At 60.7% G+C, this 19581-nt stretch carries 15 protein-coding genes and 4 tRNA genes; all 19 read right to left on the bottom strand.

The features are described 5' to 3' along the window. Window positions 1-3: 3 nt before the first annotated feature. Complete coding sequence (gene fusA, locus FHW81_RS29985) at window positions 4-2124, bottom strand: elongation factor G (protein WP_003093741.1); 2121 nt, start codon at window positions 2122-2124, stop codon at window positions 4-6. A 30-nt stretch (window positions 2125-2154) separates the two neighbouring features. Next, window positions 2155-2625: a 30S ribosomal protein S7 gene (gene rpsG / locus FHW81_RS29980; protein ID WP_003093742.1), complete on the bottom strand. Its 471-nt coding sequence runs from the start codon at window positions 2623-2625 to the stop codon at window positions 2155-2157. Window positions 2626-2724: 99 nt separating this feature from the next. Further along, window positions 2725-3096 (bottom strand): 30S ribosomal protein S12, encoded by a 372-nt coding sequence (rpsL, locus tag FHW81_RS29975; protein ID WP_003093744.1) that lies wholly within the window; start codon window positions 3094-3096, stop codon window positions 2725-2727. Between the two features lie 151 nt (window positions 3097-3247). Further along, window positions 3248-7447, bottom strand: coding sequence for a DNA-directed RNA polymerase subunit beta' (gene rpoC, locus FHW81_RS29970; protein WP_003093745.1), 4200 nt, complete (start codon window positions 7445-7447; stop codon window positions 3248-3250). A 65-nt stretch (window positions 7448-7512) separates the two neighbouring features. Continuing rightward, window positions 7513-11586 (bottom strand): DNA-directed RNA polymerase subunit beta, encoded by a 4074-nt coding sequence (rpoB, locus tag FHW81_RS29965; protein WP_003093746.1) that lies wholly within the window; start codon window positions 11584-11586, stop codon window positions 7513-7515. Window positions 11587-11807: 221 nt separating this feature from the next. Beyond that, window positions 11808-12176: a 50S ribosomal protein L7/L12 gene (gene rplL / locus FHW81_RS29960; RefSeq protein WP_003093747.1), complete on the bottom strand. Its 369-nt coding sequence runs from the start codon at window positions 12174-12176 to the stop codon at window positions 11808-11810. Window positions 12177-12254: 78 nt separating this feature from the next. Further along, window positions 12255-12755, bottom strand: a complete 501-nt coding sequence (gene rplJ, locus FHW81_RS29955) for a 50S ribosomal protein L10 (RefSeq protein ID WP_003093748.1) — start codon at window positions 12753-12755, stop codon at window positions 12255-12257. A gap of 198 nt (window positions 12756-12953) precedes the next feature. Beyond that, the gene (gene rplA / locus FHW81_RS29950) at window positions 12954-13649 is read right to left on the bottom strand and encodes a 50S ribosomal protein L1 (protein WP_003093749.1); all 696 of its coding nucleotides are present in this window, start codon (window positions 13647-13649) and stop codon (window positions 12954-12956) included. Then, complete coding sequence (gene rplK / locus FHW81_RS29945; RefSeq protein WP_003093751.1) at window positions 13649-14080, bottom strand: 50S ribosomal protein L11; 432 nt, start codon at window positions 14078-14080, stop codon at window positions 13649-13651. The genes rplA and rplK overlap by 1 nt, the downstream gene beginning before the upstream one ends. A gap of 116 nt (window positions 14081-14196) precedes the next feature. Continuing rightward, window positions 14197-14730, bottom strand: a complete 534-nt coding sequence (gene nusG / locus FHW81_RS29940; RefSeq protein WP_003108028.1) for a transcription termination/antitermination protein NusG — start codon at window positions 14728-14730, stop codon at window positions 14197-14199. A gap of 9 nt (window positions 14731-14739) precedes the next feature. Then, entirely contained in the window at window positions 14740-15108 is a 369-nt protein-coding gene (gene secE / locus FHW81_RS29935) for a preprotein translocase subunit SecE (protein ID WP_003108030.1), read from the bottom strand. Between the two features lie 45 nt (window positions 15109-15153). After that, window positions 15154-15229: transfer RNA gene (locus FHW81_RS29930), tRNA-Trp, on the bottom strand. Window positions 15230-15284: 55 nt separating this feature from the next. After that, on the bottom strand, window positions 15285-16478 hold the full coding sequence (gene tuf / locus FHW81_RS29925) for an elongation factor Tu (protein WP_003115146.1): 1194 nt from the start codon (window positions 16476-16478) through the stop codon (window positions 15285-15287). 84 nt (window positions 16479-16562) lie between these two features. After that, window positions 16563-16638, bottom strand: a tRNA-Thr gene (locus tag FHW81_RS29920). Between the two features lie 19 nt (window positions 16639-16657). Further along, window positions 16658-16731 (bottom strand) — tRNA-Gly (locus FHW81_RS29915). Window positions 16732-16757: 26 nt separating this feature from the next. Further along, window positions 16758-16842 (bottom strand) — tRNA-Tyr (locus FHW81_RS29910). A gap of 147 nt (window positions 16843-16989) precedes the next feature. After that, window positions 16990-17694 carry an SPOR domain-containing protein gene (locus FHW81_RS29905; protein WP_003118935.1) on the bottom strand — a complete coding sequence of 235 codons (705 nt, stop codon included), beginning with the start codon at window positions 17692-17694 and terminating at the stop codon, window positions 16990-16992. A gap of 8 nt (window positions 17695-17702) precedes the next feature. Further along, window positions 17703-18449: a pantothenate kinase gene (locus tag FHW81_RS29900; RefSeq protein ID WP_003118934.1), complete on the bottom strand. Its 747-nt coding sequence runs from the start codon at window positions 18447-18449 to the stop codon at window positions 17703-17705. After that, on the bottom strand, window positions 18446-19384 hold the full coding sequence (gene birA / locus FHW81_RS29895) for a bifunctional biotin--[acetyl-CoA-carboxylase] ligase/biotin operon repressor BirA (RefSeq protein WP_003117986.1): 939 nt from the start codon (window positions 19382-19384) through the stop codon (window positions 18446-18448). The genes FHW81_RS29900 and birA overlap by 4 nt, the downstream gene beginning before the upstream one ends. Between the last annotated feature and the right edge of the window lie 197 nt (window positions 19385-19581).

The raw sequence follows: 19581 nt of genomic DNA, 5'->3' as shown, positions 1-19581 counted from the left end.
GAATCAACCTTGTTTTTTAACCAGCGCTTCGACGATGTTCGACGGAGCTTCGGCGTATTTGGAGAATTCCATGGAGTAGCTCGCGCGACCCTGGGACATGGAACGCACGTCGGTCGCATAACCGAACATCTCACCCAGCGGAACCTCGGCACGAATAACCTTACCGGAAACCGTGTCCTCCATCCCCTGAATCAGACCACGACGACGGTTCAGGTCGCCCATCACGTCACCCATGTAGTCCTCAGGAGTCACCACCTCTACCTTCATGATCGGCTCGAGCACCTTGCCGCCGCCCTTCTGGGCCAGCTGCTTGGTCGCCATGGAAGCAGCGATCTTGAACGCCATCTCGTTGGAGTCGACGTCATGGTAGGAACCATCGAAAACGGTAGCCTTCAGGCCGATGAGCGGATAGCCGGCAACGACGCCGTTCTTCATCTGCTCTTCGATACCCTTCTGGATCGCCGGGATGTATTCCTTCGGAACCACACCGCCCACGACTTCGTTCTCGAACACCAGGCCTTCGGTGATGTTGCCCTTCTCGTCCACGTCCGCGGCCGAGAAACGGATCCAGCAATGACCGAACTGACCGCGACCACCGGACTGGCGAACGAACTTGCCTTCGATCTCCACGTTGTCCTTGGTGATGGTCTCACGGTAGGCAACCTGCGGCTTGCCGATGTTGGCCTCAACGCCGAACTCGCGCTTCATGCGGTCGACGATGATGTCCAGGTGCAGCTCGCCCATGCCGGAGATGATGGTCTGACCGGACTCTTCGTCGGTCTTGACACGGAACGACGGGTCTTCCTGGGCCAGCTTGCCGAGGGCGATACCCATCTTCTCCTGGTCAGCCTTGGTCTTCGGCTCTACAGCGACCGAGATTACCGGCTCGGGGAAGTCCATGCGCTCGAGGATGATCGGCTTCTCGATCGAGCACAGGGTGTCACCGGTGGTGACGTCCTTCATGCCGATCAGGGCAGCGATGTCGCCTGCGCGCACTTCCTTGATCTCTTCACGCTGGTTGGCGTGCATCTGCACCATCCGACCGACGCGCTCTTTCTTGCCTTTCACCGAGTTCAGGACGGAGTCGCCGGAACTCAGGACGCCGGAGTAAACGCGGGCGAAGGTCAGGGTACCGACGAACGGGTCGGTAGCGATCTTGAACGCCAGGGACGAGAACGGTTCGTTGTCGTCGGCATGACGCTCGTCTTCGACGGTCTCGTCGTCCGGGCTGACGCCCTTGATCGCAGGGATCTCGGTCGGAGCCGGGAGGTAGTCGATGACGGCATCGAGAACCAGCGGAACGCCCTTGTTCTTGAACGAGGAACCGCAGACGGCCGGAACGATCTCGCACGCCAGGGTGCGCAGACGCAGGCCTTCCTTGATCTCGGCTTCGGAGAGCTCGCCCTCTTCGAGGTACTTGTTCATCAGCTCTTCGTTGGCTTCGGCCGCAGCCTCGACCATGCTGGAACGCCACTCTTCGGCCAGGTCCTTGAGCTCCGCAGGAATTTCTTCCTCGCGGTAGGTCATGCCCTTGTCGTCATCGTTCCAGTAGATGGCCTTCATCTTGATCAGGTCGACCTGACCGACGAAGTTCTCTTCAGCGCCGATGGCGAGCTGGACCGGAACCGGGGTATGACCCAGGCGCTTCTTGATCTGCTCGACGACGCGCAGGAAGTTCGCGCCCTGGCGGTCCATCTTGTTGACGTAGACGATGCGCGGTACGCCGTACTTGTTGGCCTGACGCCATACGGTTTCCGACTGCGGCTCTACGCCGGAGGTGCCACAGAACACCACGACAGCGCCATCCAATACACGCAGGGAACGCTCCACCTCGATGGTGAAGTCTACGTGGCCGGGGGTGTCGATGACGTTTACGCGATAGTTGTCGTACTGACCGCGCGAGCCCTTCCAGAAGGTGGTAACGGCAGCGGAGGTAATGGTGATACCGCGCTCCTGCTCCTGCACCATCCAGTCGGTGGTCGCAGCGCCGTCATGCACTTCGCCCAGCTTGTGGTTGACGCCGGTATAGAACAGAACCCGCTCCGTGGTGGTGGTCTTGCCCGCGTCAACGTGGGCACAGATACCGATATTACGGTAGCGGTTGATGGGTGTAGTACGGGCCACAATAAGGTCCTCGGGGGTTGGGCAGCGCGATTAGAACCGGTAGTGCGAGAAGGCCTTGTTGGCCTCTGCCATACGGTGCACGTCTTCACGCTTCTTGACTGCTGCGCCCTTGCCTTCAGCGGCATCCAGCAGCTCGCCAGCCAGGCGCAGAGCCATGGACTTCTCGCCACGCTTGCGGGCGAAGTCCACCAGCCAACGCATGGCCAGGGCATTACGACGGGACGGACGGACTTCGACCGGAACCTGGTAAGTCGCACCACCTACGCGGCGGGACTTCACTTCGACCAGCGGAGCGATGGCATCGAGAGCTTTTTCGAAGGTTTCCAGGGGATCGGCCTTGCCGCGTTCCTTCACCTTGTCCAGCGCACCGTAAACGATACGCTCGGCAACGGCTTTCTTGCCGCTTTCCATCACGTGGTTCATGAACTTGGCCAGGATCTGGCTTCCGTATTTCGGATCAGCCAGCACTTCACGCTTGGCCGCTACACGACGTCTTGGCATTGATAAGCCCTCAAACGGTCTTCAGGTTAGCCCGGGACCATAACAGTCAAGTTACGCCCGACCTTACTCTTATCGACTCAGATAAATATAAAAACGCTATTACTTCGGACGCTTGGCGCCGTACTTCGAACGACCCTGCTTACGGTCTTTGACACCCGAGGTGTCCAGCGAACCGCGCACGGTGTGGTAACGCACACCCGGAAGGTCCTTTACACGACCGCCACGGATCAGCACTACGCTGTGCTCTTGCAGGTTGTGACCTTCACCACCGATGTACGAGGAAACCTCGAAACCGTTGGTCAGACGTACACGGCATACCTTACGCAGTGCCGAGTTCGGCTTTTTCGGCGTGGTGGTGTATACGCGGGTGCATACGCCACGACGTTGCGGGCAGTTCTGCAGCGCAGGCACGTCGCTCTTGTCGACCATGCGCTTGCGCGGCTTACGCACCAGCTGGTTGATAGTTGCCATCTATAGCTCCACTGATTGTCTTACGACACACAAACGAAATGACAGAGCATGCGCCCTGCCAATTTTCGGGGTACAAAATAGTAAAGAGGTTCTTGTACACCGTCAAGACAAAGCCCCGGCTATCGGGATAGCCGGGGCTTGTCGTTGATGCTTAGTTACCGCTCGAGTTCAGCGCTTCGGTCAGTGCGGCTTCCGCCTCGCTGGCACTCACACGCTGCGGCTTGCCGAGGTCGCGCTGACGCTTGCGCTCGCTGTGGTAAGCCAGACCGGTACCGGCCGGAATCAGGCGACCCACGACCACGTTCTCTTTCAGACCACGCAGGAAGTCGCGCTTGCCGGTGACCGCCGCCTCGGTGAGGACGCGGGTGGTCTCCTGGAACGACGCCGCGGAAATGAACGACTCGGTCGACAGGGAGGCCTTGGTGATACCCAGCAGAACCCGCTCGTACTTGGCCGGGAACTTGTCCTCGGTACCGAGCTGTTCGTTCTCTTCCAGCACCTGGGTGAGTTCCACCTGGTCGCCTTTGATGAAGCTGGAGTCGCCGGACTCGCTGACTTCGACCTTGCGCAGCATCTGACGCAGGATGGTCTCGATGTGCTTGTCGTTGATCTTCACGCCCTGCAGACGGTAGACGTCCTGGATCTCGTTGACGATGTACTTCGCCAGCGAGCTCACGCCCAGCAGGCGCAGGATGTCGTGCGGGTTGCTCGGACCGTCGGAGATGACTTCGCCGCGGTTCACCTGTTCGCCTTCGAACACGTTCAGGTGACGCCACTTCGGAATCAGCTCCTCGTACGGATCGCTGCCATCGTTCGGCGTGATGACCAGGCGGCGCTTGCCCTTGGTCTCCTTGCCGAAGGAGATGGTGCCGCTGATTTCCGCCAGGATCGAAGGCTCTTTCGGACGACGAGCCTCGAACAGGTCGGCAACGCGCGGCAGACCACCGGTGATGTCACGGGTCTTCGAGGTTTCCTGCGGGATACGCGCGACAACGTCACCGATGCTCACCTTGGCGCCGTCGGTCAGGTTGACCAGGGCGTTGGCCGGCAGGAAGTACTGCGCCGGTACGTCGGTACCCGGCAGCAGCAGGTCCTTGCCCGCGGCATCGATCAGCTTCACGGCCGGACGGATGTCCTTGCCGGCAGCCGGACGGTCCTTCGGATCCATCACTTCGATGTTGGTCAGGCCGGTCAGTTCGTCGGTCTGACGCTTGACGGTGATGCCCTCTTCCATGCCCACGAAGGCCACGGTACCGTCCACCTCGGTGACGATCGGGTGGGTGTGCGGGTCCCACTTGGCGACGATAGCGCCCGGGTCGACCTTGTCACCTTCCTTGACCGAGATCACCGCACCGTACGGCAGCTTGTAGCGCTCGCGCTCGCGACCGAAGTCGTCGGCAACCGCCAGTTCGCCGGAACGGGAAACCGCGACCAGCGCGCCGTCGGCACGAACCACATGCTTCAGGTTGTGCAGGCGGATGGTGCCGCCGTTCTTCACCTGGACGTTGTCGGCCGCGGAGGTCCGGCTGGCCGCACCACCGATGTGGAAGGTACGCATGGTCAGCTGGGTGCCCGGCTCACCGATGGACTGGGCAGCGATGACACCGACCGCCTCGCCGATGTTGACGCGATGGCCACGGGCCAGGTCGCGGCCGTAGCACATGGCGCAGATGCCATGACGGGTTTCGCAGGTGATCGGGGAACGCACCACCACTTCGTCGACGCTCATCACTTCGAGGAAGTCGACCCACTTCTCGTCGATCAGGGTGCCGGCCGGCACGATGACCTCGTCGCTGCCCGGCTTGAACACGTCGCGCGCGATCACACGGCCGAGCACGCGCTCGCCGAGCGGCTCGACCACGTCGCCGCCTTCGATGTGCGGCGACATCAGCAGGCCGTGCTCGGTACCGCAATCGATCTCGGTCACTACCAGATCCTGGGCCACGTCGACCAGACGACGGGTCAGGTAACCGGAGTTCGCGGTCTTCAGCGCGGTATCCGCCAGACCCTTACGAGCACCGTGGGTGGAGATGAAGTACTGGAGTACGTTCAGGCCTTCCCGGAAGTTCGCGGTGATCGGGGTCTCGATGATCGAGCCGTCCGGCTTGGCCATCAGGCCACGCATACCTGCCAGCTGACGGATCTGGGCCGCGGAGCCCCGCGCACCCGAGTCAGCCATCATGTACATGGAGTTGAAGGACTCCTGGTCAACTTCCTTGCCCTCGCGATCGACGACCTTCTCTTTCGAGAGGTTGGCCATCATCGCCTTGGACACTTCGTCGTTGGCCTTCGACCACAGGTCGATCACCTTGTTGTACTTCTCGCCCTGGGTTACCAGGCCGGAGGCGTACTGGCTCTCGATCTCCTTCACTTCGTCGGTGGCGGCGTTGATGATCCGCGCCTTCTCGTCCGGGATGACGAAGTCGTTGACGCCGATGGACACGCCGGAAATGGTCGAGTAGGCGAAACCGGTGTACATCAGCTGGTCGGCGAAGATGACGGTGTCCTTCAGACCCACCACGCGATAGCAGTGGTTGATCAGCTTGGAGATCGCCTTCTTCTTCATCGACTGGTTGACCACGTCGAACGGCAGGCCGGCCGGAACGACCTGGAACAGCAGCGCGCGGCCGACGGTGGTGTCGACGATACGGGTATTGGCGGTCAGTTGGCCGTCTTCACCCTTGATCTTTTCGTTGATGCGCACTTTCACGCGAGCGTGCAGGGACGCCTGGCCGCTGCGGTAGGCGCGGTCGACTTCCTGCAGGTCGGCGAAGGCCATGCCCTCGCCCTTCGCGTTGATCGCTTCACGGGTCATGTAGTACAGACCCATTACCACGTCCTGCGACGGAACGATGATCGGCTCGCCGTTGGCGGGCGACAGGATGTTGTTGGTGGACATCATCAGCGCGCGCGCTTCCAGCTGGGCCTCGAGGGTCAGCGGAACGTGGACGGCCATCTGGTCACCGTCGAAGTCGGCGTTGTACGCGGCGCAGACCAGCGGGTGCAGCTGGATCGCCTTGCCTTCGATGAGGACCGGCTCGAACGCCTGGATGCCCAGACGGTGCAGGGTCGGCGCACGGTTCAGGAGAACCGGATGCTCGCGGATGACTTCGGCGAGAACGTCCCAGACCTCGGGCAGCTCGCGCTCGACCATTTTCTTGGCGGCCTTGATGGTGGTGGCCATACCACGACCTTCCAGCTTGCCGAAGATGAACGGCTTGAACAGCTCCAGGGCCATCTTCTTCGGCAGACCGCACTGGTGCAGGCGCAGGGTCGGGCCCACGGTGATCACGGAACGACCGGAGTAGTCCACGCGCTTGCCGAGCAGGTTCTGACGGAAGCGACCTTGCTTGCCCTTGATCATGTCGGCCAGCGACTTCAGCGGACGCTTGTTCGAGCCGGTGATGGCGCGACCGCGACGGCCGTTGTCGAGCAGGGCGTCGACGGCTTCCTGCAGCATGCGCTTTTCGTTGCGCACGATGATGTCCGGAGCGGCCAGGTCGAGCAGGCGCTTCAGACGGTTGTTACGGTTGATCACCCGACGATACAGGTCGTTCAGGTCGGAAGTCGCGAAGCGACCGCCATCCAGCGGAACCAGCGGACGCAGGTCCGGCGGCAGCACCGGCAGAACGGTCAGGACCATCCACTCAGGCTTGTTGCCGGAGCCCTGGAAGGCTTCCATCAGCTTCAGGCGCTTGGACAGCTTCTTGATCTTGGTTTCCGAGTTGGTCTGCGGAATCTCTTCGCGCAGGCGGCCAATCTCGTGCTCCAGGTCGATGGCGTTGAGCAGTTCGTGAACGGCTTCGGCGCCCATGCGAGCATCGAAATCGTCACCGAACTCTTCGAGGGCCTCGAAGTATTGCTCGTCGTTCAGCAGCTGGCCCTTTTCCAGGGTGGTCATGCCCGGATCGATCACCACGTAGCTCTCGAAATAGAGCACGCGCTCGATATCGCGCAGGGTCATGTCCAGCAGCAGGCCGATACGGGACGGCAGCGACTTCAGGAACCAGATGTGGGCAACCGGCGAAGCCAGCTCGATGTGGCCCATGCGCTCGCGGCGCACCTTGGCCAGGGCGACTTCCACGCCGCACTTCTCGCAGATCACACCGCGGTGCTTGAGGCGCTTGTACTTGCCGCACAGGCACTCGTAGTCCTTCACCGGGCCGAAGATCTTGGCGCAGAACAGGCCGTCGCGCTCCGGCTTGAAGGTACGGTAGTTGATGGTTTCCGGCTTTTTAACTTCGCCGAAAGACCAGGAACGAATCATCTCGGGCGAAGCCAGGCCAATACGGATGGCATCGAACTCTTCGATTTGACCCTGGTTTTTCAACAGATTAAGCAAGTCTTTCAAGGCCTTTCCTCCTCACGGACCCGGTGCGACCGGCCTTGACCAGCCGCACCGTCTAGCGTCACGTGTTATTCGGTTTCCAGTTCGATGTCGATGCCGAGCGAACGGATCTCTTTGATCAGAACGTTGAAGGACTCGGGCATGCCGGCCTCCATGCGGTGATCGCCGTCCACGATGTTCTTGTACATCTTGGTCCGGCCGTTCACGTCGTCCGACTTGACCGTCAGCATTTCCTGCAGGGTGTACGCCGCGCCATAGGCTTCCAGCGCCCACACCTCCATCTCACCGAAGCGCTGACCACCGAACTGTGCCTTACCACCCAGCGGCTGCTGGGTAACCAGGCTGTACGAGCCGGTGGAACGGGCGTGCATCTTGTCGTCCACCAGGTGGTTCAGCTTGAGCATGTACATGTAGCCGACGGTGGTCGGACGCTCGAACTGGTTGCCGGTACGGCCGTCGAACAGACGCATCTGGCCGCTTTCCGGCAGGTCGGCCAGCTTCAGCATGGCCTTGATCTCGCGTTCCTTGGCGCCATCGAACACCGGGGTCGCCATCGGTACGCCACCGCGCAGGTTCTTGGCCAGCGCGAGGATCTCGTTGTCGCCCAGCTCGTCGAGGTTTTCCTCGCGACCGCCGATCTCGTTGTAGATCTCGTGCAGGAACTTACGCAGTTCGGCGACCTTGCGCTGCTCTTCGAGCATGCGGTTGATCTTCTCGCCCAGCCCCTTGGCCGCGAGGCCCAGGTGGGTTTCGAGGATCTGACCGACGTTCATACGCGACGGTACGCCCAGCGGGTTGAGGACGATGTCGACCGGGGTGCCGTTGGCATCGTGCGGCATGTCTTCCACCGGCATGATCACCGAGACCACACCCTTGTTACCGTGACGGCCGGCCATCTTGTCGCCCGGCTGGATGCGACGCTTGATCGCCAGGTAGACCTTGACGATCTTCAGCACGCCCGGAGCCAGGTCGTCGCCCTGCTGCAGCTTGCGCTTCTTGTCCTCGAACTTGTCGTCCAGGAGCTGGCGACGATCGCTGATGTAGGCCTGGGCCTTCTCCAGCTGTTCGTTCAGGGCGTCGTCGGCCATGCGCAGCTTGAACCACTGGCCGCGCTCGAGACCGTCGAGGTAGTCGTCGGTGATCTCCGTGCCCTTCTTCAGCGCCGGGCCACCTTCAGCCTTGGCACCGACCAGGGCGGCACGCAGACGCTCGAAGGTCGCGCCTTCGACGATGCGGAACTCTTCGTTCAGGTCCTTGCGGATCTGGTCGAGTTGCATCTTCTCGATGGACAGCGCGCGGGAGTCGCGCTCGACGCCGTCGCGGGTGAAGACCTGAACGTCGATGACGGTACCCTTGGTGCCGGTCGGCACACGCAGGGAGGTGTCCTTCACGTCGGACGCCTTCTCACCGAAGATCGCGCGCAGCAGCTTCTCTTCCGGAGTCAGCTGGGTCTCGCCTTTCGGAGTGACCTTGCCGACCAGGATGTCGCCGGCCTGCACTTCGGCGCCGACGTAGACGATACCGGCTTCGTCCAGCTTGTTCAGCGCGGCCTCGCCCACGTTCGGGATGTCCGCGGTGATTTCCTCTGGGCCAAGCTTGGTGTCACGAGCGACGCAGGTCAGTTCCTGGATGTGGATCGTGGTGAAACGATCTTCCTGGACCACGCGCTCGGACAGGCAGATGGAGTCTTCGAAGTTGAAGCCGTTCCAGGGCATGAACGCTACGCGCATGTTCTGGCCCAGGGCCAGTTCGCCCATGTCGGTGGACGGACCGTCGGCCAGGATGTCGCCGCGCGCAACCACGTCACCCTTGCTCACCAGCGGACGCTGGTTGATGCAGGTGTTCTGGTTGGAACGGGTGTACTTGGTCAGGTTGTAGATGTCGACACCCGCTTCGCCGGTCTCGACCTCGTCATCCGCCACGCGAACCACGACACGGCTGGCATCGACCGAGTCGATCACACCGCCACGGCGAGCCACGACGCAGACGCCGGAGTCGCGCGCCACGTTGCGCTCCATGCCGGTACCCACCAGCGGCTTGTCGGCACGCAGGGTCGGCACGGCCTGACGCTGCATGTTCGAGCCCATGAGTGCGCGGTTGGCGTCATCGTGCTCGAGGAACGGAATCAGCGAGGCAGCGACGGAAACGACCTGCTTCGGCGACACGTCCATCAGGGTCACGTCTTCCGGCGCCTTCACGGTGAATTCGTTCAGGTGACGCACGGCCACCAGCTCGTCCACCAGTTGACCCTTCTCGTTGAGGGTCGCCGAAGCCTGGGCGATGACGTGGTCGGCTTCTTCGATCGCCGACAGGAACACGATCTCGTCGGTTACCAGGCTGTCCTTGACCACGCGGTACGGGCTCTCGAGGAAGCCGTACTTGTTGGTGCGGGCGTAGGTCGCCAGGGAGTTGATCAGACCGATGTTCGGACCTTCAGGGGTTTCGATCGGGCACACGCGGCCGTAGTGGGTCGGGTGTACGTCACGAACCTCGAAGCCCGCACGCTCACGGGTCAGACCGCCCGGGCCGAGCGCGGAGACGCGGCGCTTGTGGGTGATCTCGGAAAGCGGGTTGTTCTGGTCCATGAACTGCGACAGCTGGCTCGAACCGAAGAACTCCTTGATCGCGGCAGCCACCGGCTTGGCGTTGATCAGGTCCTGCGGCATCAGGCCTTCGCTTTCGGCCATGGACAGGCGCTCCTTGACCGCGCGCTCGACACGCACCAGGCCCACGCGGAACTGGTTCTCGGCCATTTCGCCGACGCAACGGACGCGACGGTTGCCCAGGTGGTCGATGTCATCGACGATGCCCTTGCCGTTACGGATGTCGACGAGGGTCTTGAGCACATCGATGATGTCTTCCTTGCTCAGGACGCCCGGACCTTCGATCTCGGTACGACCGATACGGCGGTTGAACTTCATCCGGCCTACGGCCGACAGGTCGTAACGCTCGGCGCTGAAGAACAGGTTGCCGAACAGGGTCTCGGCAGCTTCCTTGGTCGGCGGCTCGCCCGGACGCATCATCCGGTAGATCTCGACCAGGGCTTCCAGCTGGTTGCTGGTGTTGTCGATCTTCAGGGTGTCGGAGATGAACGGACCGCAGTCGATGTCGTTGGTGTACAGGGTCTCGATGCGCACGACCTGGGCCTTGGCCACCTTGGCCAGGAGGTCGAGGGTCAGCTCGGTGTTGCACTCGGCGATGATCTCGCCGGTAGCCGGATGCACGATCGCCTTGGCGATGGTACGGCCGATCAGGTAGTCGAACGGCACTTCCAGCTGACTCACGCCAGCCTTTTCCAGCTGGTTGATGTGGCGGGCAGTGATACGACGCCCCTGCTCCACGATCACCTTGCCGCTGCCATCCTTGATGTCGATGCTCGCGACTTCACCGCGCAGGCGCTGCGGGACCAGTTCCAGGTTCAGGGTCTCGCCCTTGATGTGGAAGACGTTGGTCGCGTAGAAGGCGTTGAGGATCTCTTCGGTGCTGTAGCCGAGCGCGCGCAGCAGTACCGAGGCCGGCAGCTTGCGGCGACGGTCGATACGGACGAACACGCAGTCCTTCGGATCGAACTCGAAGTCCAGCCAGGAACCGCGGTAAGGAATGATCCGCGCGGAGTACAGCAGCTTGCCGGAGCTGTGGGTCTTGCCACGGTCGTGGTCGAAGAACACGCCCGGGGAACGGTGCAGCTGGGAGACGATGACACGTTCGGTACCGTTGATGATGAAGGTACCGTTCTCGGTCATCAGGGGGATTTCCCCCATGTAGACTTCTTGTTCCTTGATGTCCTTGATCGCCTTGTTCGACGACTCGCGGTCGAAGATGATCAGGCGAACTTTCACGCGCAGCGGTACGGCGAAGGTCACGCCGCGCAGCACGCACTCCTTGACATCGAATGCCGGCTCACCCAGACGGTAGCCGACGTATTCCAGGGCAGCATTGCCGGAATAGCTGATAATCGGGAAAACGGACTTGAAGGCCGCGTGCAGACCGATATCGCGGAACTGCTCCTTGGTTGCGCCAGCCTGCAGGAATTCGCGATAGGAATCCAGCTGGATGGCCAGCAAATACGGCACATCCATGACGTCCGGCAACTTGCTAAAGTCCTTGCGGATACGTTTTTTCTCAGTGTATGAGTAAGCCATCAGCGTTCCCCAGCTTGGTCACCTGCTTGTTTGGCGTCTCCGACGGGAGCAGCCGGAAAATCTTGCAGACCCCTTGGCCTGCATTGCCCACTCGGGGCACTTTCACGTCTTGGGTGGAACGCCCGAGGCGAGTCCACCCAGAACGGAAAAAGGCCGGTGGCAAAAGCCACCAGCCATCAGCCTTTCGCTTGACGCTCGGGCTGTAGACGCAAGGTCGTCGCTTACTTGAGCTCGACTTTGGCGCCTGCTTCTTCCAGGGCTTTCTTGGCGGCTTCGGCTTCTTCTTTCGAAGCGCCTTCCTTCACCACGCCCGGAGCGCCGTCTACGACGGCCTTGGCTTCTTTCAGACCCAGACCGGTCAGTTCGCGAACGACCTTGATCACGTTCACTTTCTTGTCGCCAGCTTCGGCCAGGACGATGGTGAACTCGGTCTGCTCTTCGGCAGCGGCAGCAGCCGGGCCAGCAGCGGCAACGGTAGCGGCAGCAGCGGTAACGCCGAACTTCTCTTCCATCGCCTTGATCAGTTCGACCACTTGCATGACGGACATTTCGGATACGGCGTTGATGATGTCTTCGTTGGTCAGAGCCATGACTCTAATTCCTGTATTGGGGGACGGCCTGCGGCCATCGTATTAAACAAATAAGATTGAAAGCGCTTGCGAGCCGACTTAGGCGGCAGCAGCTTCTTTCTGGTCGCGAATGGCCGCCAGAGTACGAGCCAGCTTGCTGGTAGCGCCCTGAATCACGCTCATCAGCTGCGATACGGCTTCGTCGTAGGTCGGCAGGCTTGCCAGTACGTCGATCTGATTGGCTGCGAGGAACTGACCCTCGAAGGCAGCCGCCTTGATCTCGAACTTGTCCTGACCCTTGGCGAACTCACGGAAGATACGAGCGGCAGCGCCCGGATGTTCGTTGGAGAAAGCGATCAGGGTCGGGCCTTTGAACACGTCGTTGAGCACGTCGAACTGGGTGCCTTCAACGGCGCGCTTGAGCAGGGTGTTACGTACGACTTTCACGTACACACCAGCTTCGCGGGCCTCTTTACGGAGTCCGGTCATGGCGCCTACGGTCACGCCACGGGCATCGGCCACGACAGCGGACAGGGCAGCTTTGGCAGCCTCGTTGACTTCAGCGACGATGGCCTTCTTGTCTTCGAGTTTAATTGCCACGGGTTTACTCCTGGATGTTACCGTTTCGTCCAGCCGGGGCCGGACGTCGTTTTGGTGTCTGATTCGGTAACCGAATCGGGAGCACCATCTGCGTAGGCTTGTGGTTTAAGGCTTGCGCCACCTACGGTCTTGGATAGCCCCCGCCAGGCAGGGACCCCAATACCTGTGCAGCGGGCAGAACCCGCTGCACGATTTCACTTAGGCTTCCAGGGAAGCCAGGTCGATCTGCAGGCCCGGACCCATGGTGGTGCTCAGGGTCACGCGCTTGACGTACACGCCTTTCGACGAGGACGGCTTCAGGCGCTTCAGGTCGGCCAGCAGCGCTTCAACGTTCTGCTGCAGCTTGGCCGGCTCGAAATCGACCTTACCGACGGAGCTGTGGATGATGCCGTTCTTGTCGGTACGGAAACGTACCTGACCAGCCTTGGCATTCTTCACGGCGGTAGCGACGTCCGGAGTCACGGTGCCGACTTTCGGGTTCGGCATCAGACCACGCGGGCCGAGGATCTGGCCCAGCTGGCCGACGACACGCATGGCATCCGGGGAAGCGATGACGACGTCGTAGTTCAGGTCGCCGCCTTTCATTTCGGCAGCCAGCTCGTCCATGCCCACCTTGTCGGCGCCGGCAGCCAGAGCGGCTTCGGCAGCCGGACCCTGGGTGAAGACGGCAACGCGGACGCTCTTGCCGGTGCCGTTCGGCAGGACGGTGGCGCCACGAACGACCTGGTCGGATTTACGCGGATCGACGCCGAGGTTCACGGCAACGTCCACGGACTCCTTGAACTTGATGGTGGACAGCTCGGCCAGCAGCTTGGCGGCCTCTTCGAAGCTGTACTGCTTGCCGGCAACTACTTTCTCGGCAATCGCCTTCTGGCGCTTGGTCAGCTTAGCCATTACACACCCTCCACGTTCAGGCCCATGCTGCGCGCGGAGCCAGCGATGGTACGTACAGCAGCGTCCAGATCAGCAGCGGTCAGGTCAGCCTGCTTGGTCTTGGCGATCTCTTCCAGCTGGGCACGGGTAACGGTGCCGACTTTCTGGGAGTTCGGACGAGCGGAGCCGCTGGTGATGCCAGCTGCTTTTTTCAGCAGGACGGCAGCCGGGGTGCTCTTGGTTTCGAAGGTGAAGCTACGGTCGCTGTAAACGGTGATGATCACAGGAGTCGGCAGGCCCGGCTCTTGGCCTTGGGTCTTGGCGTTGAACGCCTTGCAGAATTCCATGATGTTCACGCCGTGCTGACCCAGGGCAGGGCCGACCGGCGGCGACGGGTTGGCCTGACCGGCCTTTACTTGCAGCTTGATATAAGCCTGGATTTTCTTAGCCATTTGCTACTCCAAATTCGGGTACAAGCGCCTGAAGGCTCCCCGGTTGCTTTCGCGTTTATCCCAGTGACGACAAAACCCCGCAGCCTTGGGCTGCGGGGTGAGGGATGCGTTTTCAGCTAGACCTTTTCGACCTGACTGAACTCCAGCTCCACCGGGGTAGAGCGGCCAAAGATGAGCACGGCCACTTGGATCCGGCTCTTCTCGTAGTTAACTTCTTCGACGACACCATTGAAGTCGGCGAAAGGACCATCGATGACACGAACGGTCTCGCCCGGCTCGAACAGGGTCTTCGGCTTGGGCTTGTCGCCGCTATCGGCCACGCGACGCAGGATTGCATCAGCCTCACGATCGGTGATCGGAGCCGGCTTGTCGGCAGTCCCGCCGATGAAGCCCATGACACGCGGGGTATCCTTCACCAGGTGCCAGGTACCTTCGTTCATTTCCATCTGAACCAGCACATAGCCAGGGAAGAATTTGCGCTCGCTCTTGCGCTTCTGGCCGTTCCGCATCTCCACCACTTCTTCGGTGGGAACCAGAATCTCGCCGAACTCTTCTTCCATGCCAGCAAGCTTGACACGCTCGATCAGCGAGCGCATGACATGCTTCTCGTAGCCCGAGTATGCATGCACAACGTACCAACGCTTAGCCACGGCGCACCCTTAACCTACAATCATGGAAACCAACCAACCCAGCAGGGAATCGAGCCCCCACAGCAGCAGCGCCATTACCAGCACTACCGCGACCACGATCAGCGTGGTCTGAGTTGTTTCTTGACGACTCGGCCATACGACCTTGCGAATCTCGACGCGCGCTTCCTTAGCAAGACTAAAGAAGGCCTGCCCCTTGGCCGTTTGCAGAGCCAGGAAAGCAGCGATCACCGCCAGAACGAGAATACCGAGAACGCGATACAGGATTGGTTGAGCCGAAAAGTACTGATTGCCCACAACGGCAACCACAACCAGAACGGCAACCAAGAGCCATTTCAAGAGATCAAAACGTGATTCTTTGGCTTCTGCCTTGGCATTCATCTGTTAGGAATCTCGTGAAGAAAAGCCAGATTTACTTGGGAAATCTGGCAGGCCAGGAGGGAATCGAACCCCCAACCTGCGGTTTTGGAGACCGCCGCTCTGCCAATTGAGCTACTGGCCTGAAGCAAAATCAGGCCGACCATTATGCCAGCCTGAGAGGGGAAGATCAACCGATATTATTCGATGATCTTGGCAACCACGCCGGCGCCAACGGTACGGCCGCCTTCGCGGATCGCGAAGCGCAGGCCATCTTCCATGGCGATCGGAGCGATCAGGGTGACAACCATCTTGATGTTGTCGCCCGGCATTACCATCTCTACGCCTTCCGGCAGTTCGCAGTTACCGGTCACGTCGGTGGTACGGAAGTAGAACTGCGGACGGTAGCCCTTGAAGAACGGGGTGTGACGACCACCTTCTTCCTTGGACAGCACGTACACTTCGCACTCGAACTTGGTGTGCGGCTTGATGGTGCCCGGCTTGGCCAGTACCTGGCCACGCTCTACGTCTTCACGCTTGGTGCCACGCAGCAGGATACCAACGTTCTCACCAGCACGACCTTCGTCGAGCAGCTTGCGGAACATTTCAACGCCGGTGCAGGTGGTCTTGGTGGTCGCCTTGATGCCGACGATTTCCACTTCTTCCTGGACCTTGATGATGCCGCGCTCTACACGACCAGTTACCACGGTACCGCGGCCGGAGATCGAGAACACGTCTTCGATCGGCATCAGGAACGGCTGGTCGATGGCACGAACCGGCTCCGGAATGTAGGAGTCCAGGGTCTCTACCAGCTTCTGCACGGCGCTTACGCCGATGCCGTTGTCATCCTTGCCTTCCAGCGCCATCAGCGCGGAACCGATGATGATCGGAGTGTCGTCGCCCGGGAAGTCGTAGGTGTTCAGCAGATCGCGAACTTCCATCTCGACCAGTTCCAGCAGCTCGGCGTCGTCGACCATGTCGGCCTTGTTCAGGAACACGACGATGTAGGGAACGCCTACCTGGCGGGACAGCAGGATGTGCTCGCGGGTCTGCGGCATGGGGCCGTCGGCAGCCGAGCAAACCAGGATCGCGCCGTCCATCTGGGCAGCACCGGTGATCATGTTCTTCACGTAGTCGGCGTGACCGGGGCAGTCAACGTGGGCGTAGTGACGAACAGCGGAATCGTATTCAACGTGCGAGGTGTTGATGGTGATACCGCGGGCCTTTTCTTCCGGCGCGTTGTCGATCTGATCGAAAGCACGAGCGGAACCACCCCAGGTGTCGGAGCAGACCTTGGTCAGTGCAGCGGTCAGAGTGGTCTTGCCATGGTCAACGTGACCGATGGTGCCGACGTTGACGTGCGGCTTGTTCCGTTCAAATTTTTCTTTAGCCATGGAGACCATCCCCTTCAAGGAATTGAGCGGATCACGCTACCATTAGAACAAGGGCAGATATTTTCATATCTGCCCCTGGATAAATGGAGCTCATGAGCGGATTTGAACCGCTGACCTCACCCTTACCAAGGGTGTGCTCTACCAACTGAGCTACATGAGCGAAACACAAGCAACTTGACTGGAGCGGGTAGCGGGAATCGAACCCGCATCATCAGCTTGGAAGGCTGAGGTTCTACCACTGAACTATACCCGCGGAGCCCGAAGCTCACGCTTTTAAACTGGTGGAGGGAGAAGGATTCGAACCTTCGAAGTCTATGACGTCAGATTTACAGTCTGATCCCTTTGGCCACTCGGGAATCCCTCCAAACTGGTGGGCGGCATTCTCTACGTCTGCCACCTTGCTGTCAAGAGTTTTCTCTTAAAAAACCTGAACTTAGGTTTCAACAGCAACTTCATGGTAGGAGTCTTTCAGCCTTCCCCCTGCGAAGCGGGCGCCATTCTATGCAAACCATCAGGGGGATGCAACACCTTTGCACGACATTATTTGATGCTGCAATCCCTTGAAGTCCCGAGCCAGCTCCTGGAGCAGTTGCTCATCCACCAGACGCCGGCTGCCGGGTGCCACCCTTACCCAGAAATCACGCTGCCCGCGGGGCAATTCCTTCAGCTCCGCCTCGTAACCTGCCGTCTTGAGACGGGCCTGCGCACTTTCAGCCGAATCCCGCGCGGAAAACATCCCCAAAGAAATGCCATTGGCCAGCACTCCCTCGCCAATCAGGTAGCTGTCGATATTGCGCGCCTGAAGCTCCTTCAACTGACGAAGCGCAGCCTCCCGCGAGGCTAGCGGAGGAAGATAGACCCAGTAATCGACGCTCATCTCCCCACGGGCCTCGACCTCCGCCTCGATATCCAGGCCCAGCAGGCGCTGCTGCAACCTTCGGGCATCCGCCTCCTCACCGCCTCCGCCAAGATAGAGACAGGCCGACTCGGATGCGATCGACTCTTCGGCAGCCGGAGGCACACTCGGCGCCGGCACCTGCGATCCCGAGCGCGCCCTGGAAGCAAGGTTGCTCTCGGCCAACAGCAGAATGTTCTTCTGCCCATCCTTATAGAGTTCCAGCGGTGCGATTTCCTTGGCCCGTAGCGGGGATTGCTGCTGGTGCCAGACGTAGTAGAAGACGTTCAGGGCCAGGAGAAACAGGAAGAACCAGCGCATAGATCCTCTCACTCAATCGGGCAAGCCAGTGCCAGCCCTACGAAAACCAGGTCCGGCATGATCCGGGCGCCAGCCAGTTCGTCGCGAACCAGTTCGGCATCCCCACCCGTCAGGAATATTTCACAATCCGGACCGAGCAGCTCGCACGCCATGGCGTACTGCTCACGAACGAACCCCCTGAGCATGAGCAGACAACCCCGCTCAACCGCCTCGGCCGTGGCCTGCCCCGGCTGGAGACTGGCAAGCGCCCGACGGGCCTCTGCATCGTCGTAGCGGATACGTCGGGTATGGGTGCGCAACTGGCTTCTCATCAGGGTCATGCCCGGGCATATGTAGCCCCCCAGATGCACTCCATCCGCCGCGACCAGGTCAGAGGTGACCGCGGTCCCCAGATCGATGACCAGGCAGGCCTTCTTAGCCAGGTGATGAGCCGCGACGAGGGCCAGCCAGCGGTCGAGCCCCAGGCGCTGGTAATCGAGATAGCCGTTGCGCACACCCGCCAACTGCTTGCCGGATGATGCAACCAGCGCCGAAACCGGGAACAGCTGCTCCAACCGTGCGACCAGTTGCGAGGTTTCCTGCTCGCTGCGAACGCTCACCAGGCGACAGGCTCGCACTGGCAACGCTTGCTGCGACGTTAACTGTTCGACCAGGGCATCATCGGACTCCGCAAGGCCACCGGCGACCGACCGTGACGCGCCCTCGATGACCCGCCACTTGATCAGCGAGTTTCCACAGTCGAGCTCAAGAATCATTGACGCAACCTCAAACTAAGCTCCCCTCCACTGAACCCCTGCTCCACGCCATCCACCTCGAGACGCAGCGCTCCTCGGCTATCGACACCCAGCACACGACCCTCGATGGAACTCAGAGCAGTCGAGAGAATGACCTGGGCACCCTGCCAGAGATTGCAGGACTCCCACTCCTCGCGACTTGCAGCAAAGCCTTCGCGCGAATGCCTATCGAGATAATCGGCCAACTGCCGATTGAGAGCAGAAAGCAGCCGCGAACGATCCACCAGTTCCCCCAGCGCTTCGCGCAGGGAGGTCCAAGGCTGGCCGATATCAGTGGCGGTCTTCATGTTGACGTTGATCCCTATGCCGATAACGACATGACACAGATCCGCGGGGTCGCCACTCAGCTCCAGGAGAATTCCGGCGATCTTCTTGCCTCCCTGCAGAAGGTCGTTCGGCCACTTCAACCCGGCGTCCCGGACGCCCAAAGACTCCAGGGCCCGGAGCACCGCGAGACCGACAACCAGGCTCAACCCTTCGAGCTCCCGAGCGCCCCCCCTGACAGTAATGGCCAGAGAATAATAGAGGTTCTCTCCATAGGGACTGACCCAGGCTCGGCCGCGACGTCCACGCCCGGCAGTCTGCTGCTCGGCGACGATAACGAAAGGCGTCGAGGCTCCAGCCGCGAGCCTGCGCATGGCCTCGCTATTGGTCGAATCGACGGTGGGCATGATCTCGACCGGCCAGAGGCTGTCGATCTTCCGCGGATCCAGGAGACTGAGGGGACTCGCCAGGCGGTAACCCCGGCCACGCACCTTGTGGAACTGCAGGCCATGTTCAGCCTCCAGGTGCTGCAAGCGTTTCCAGACTGCACTGCGACTGATGCCCAGTACTGCCCCCAACTCCTCACCGGAGTGGAATCGCCCGTCTTGAAGTAGTTTCAGCAAGGTCTGCATAGACGCCCCACACTAGCCAGGCACGCATCATATAGAGGCACTTGCGCTTTGCCTACGAAAAGCCCTGCCGTATAGCTGCCTTTTCCCCGGATTTTCGCAGACTTTTCCGCGCGCAAAAGCAAAACCCCCGGTCATCGCTGACCAGGGGTTTTGGGATAGGAGCTTGACGATGACCTACTCTCACATGGGGAGACCCC

This window comes from Pseudomonas sp. RC10-4-2 (genome assembly GCF_050433085.1).
Taxonomy (GTDB): Bacteria; Pseudomonadota; Gammaproteobacteria; order Pseudomonadales; family Pseudomonadaceae; genus Pseudomonas; species Pseudomonas aeruginosa.
Note: the sequence above shows the minus strand (reverse complement) of the source record. Positions and strands in the feature narration are given on the sequence as shown.

Coding starts and splice junctions, on each gene's coding strand:
- rpsL (WP_003093744.1), bottom strand. CDS start 3,096: ATGGCAACTATCAACCAGCTGGTGCGTAAGCCGCGCAAGCGCATGGTC.
- rpsG (WP_003093742.1), bottom strand. CDS start 2,625: ATGCCAAGACGTCGTGTAGCGGCCAAGCGTGAAGTGCTGGCTGATCCG.
- tuf (WP_003115146.1), bottom strand. CDS start 16,478: ATGGCTAAAGAAAAATTTGAACGGAACAAGCCGCACGTCAACGTCGGC.
- rplK (WP_003093751.1), bottom strand. CDS start 14,080: ATGGCTAAGAAAATCCAGGCTTATATCAAGCTGCAAGTAAAGGCCGGT.
- birA (WP_003117986.1), bottom strand. CDS start 19,384: ATGCAGACCTTGCTGAAACTACTTCAAGACGGGCGATTCCACTCCGGT.
- FHW81_RS29900 (WP_003118934.1), bottom strand. CDS start 18,449: ATGATTCTTGAGCTCGACTGTGGAAACTCGCTGATCAAGTGGCGGGTC.
- secE (WP_003108030.1), bottom strand. CDS start 15,108: ATGAATGCCAAGGCAGAAGCCAAAGAATCACGTTTTGATCTCTTGAAA.
- rplA (WP_003093749.1), bottom strand. CDS start 13,649: ATGGCTAAGCTGACCAAGCGCCAGAAGGCGATTGCCGAGAAAGTAGTT.
- FHW81_RS29905 (WP_003118935.1), bottom strand. CDS start 17,694: ATGCGCTGGTTCTTCCTGTTTCTCCTGGCCCTGAACGTCTTCTACTAC.
- rpoB (WP_003093746.1), bottom strand. CDS start 11,586: ATGGCTTACTCATACACTGAGAAAAAACGTATCCGCAAGGACTTTAGC.
- rplL (WP_003093747.1), bottom strand. CDS start 12,176: ATGGCTCTGACCAACGAAGACATCATCAACGCCGTATCCGAAATGTCC.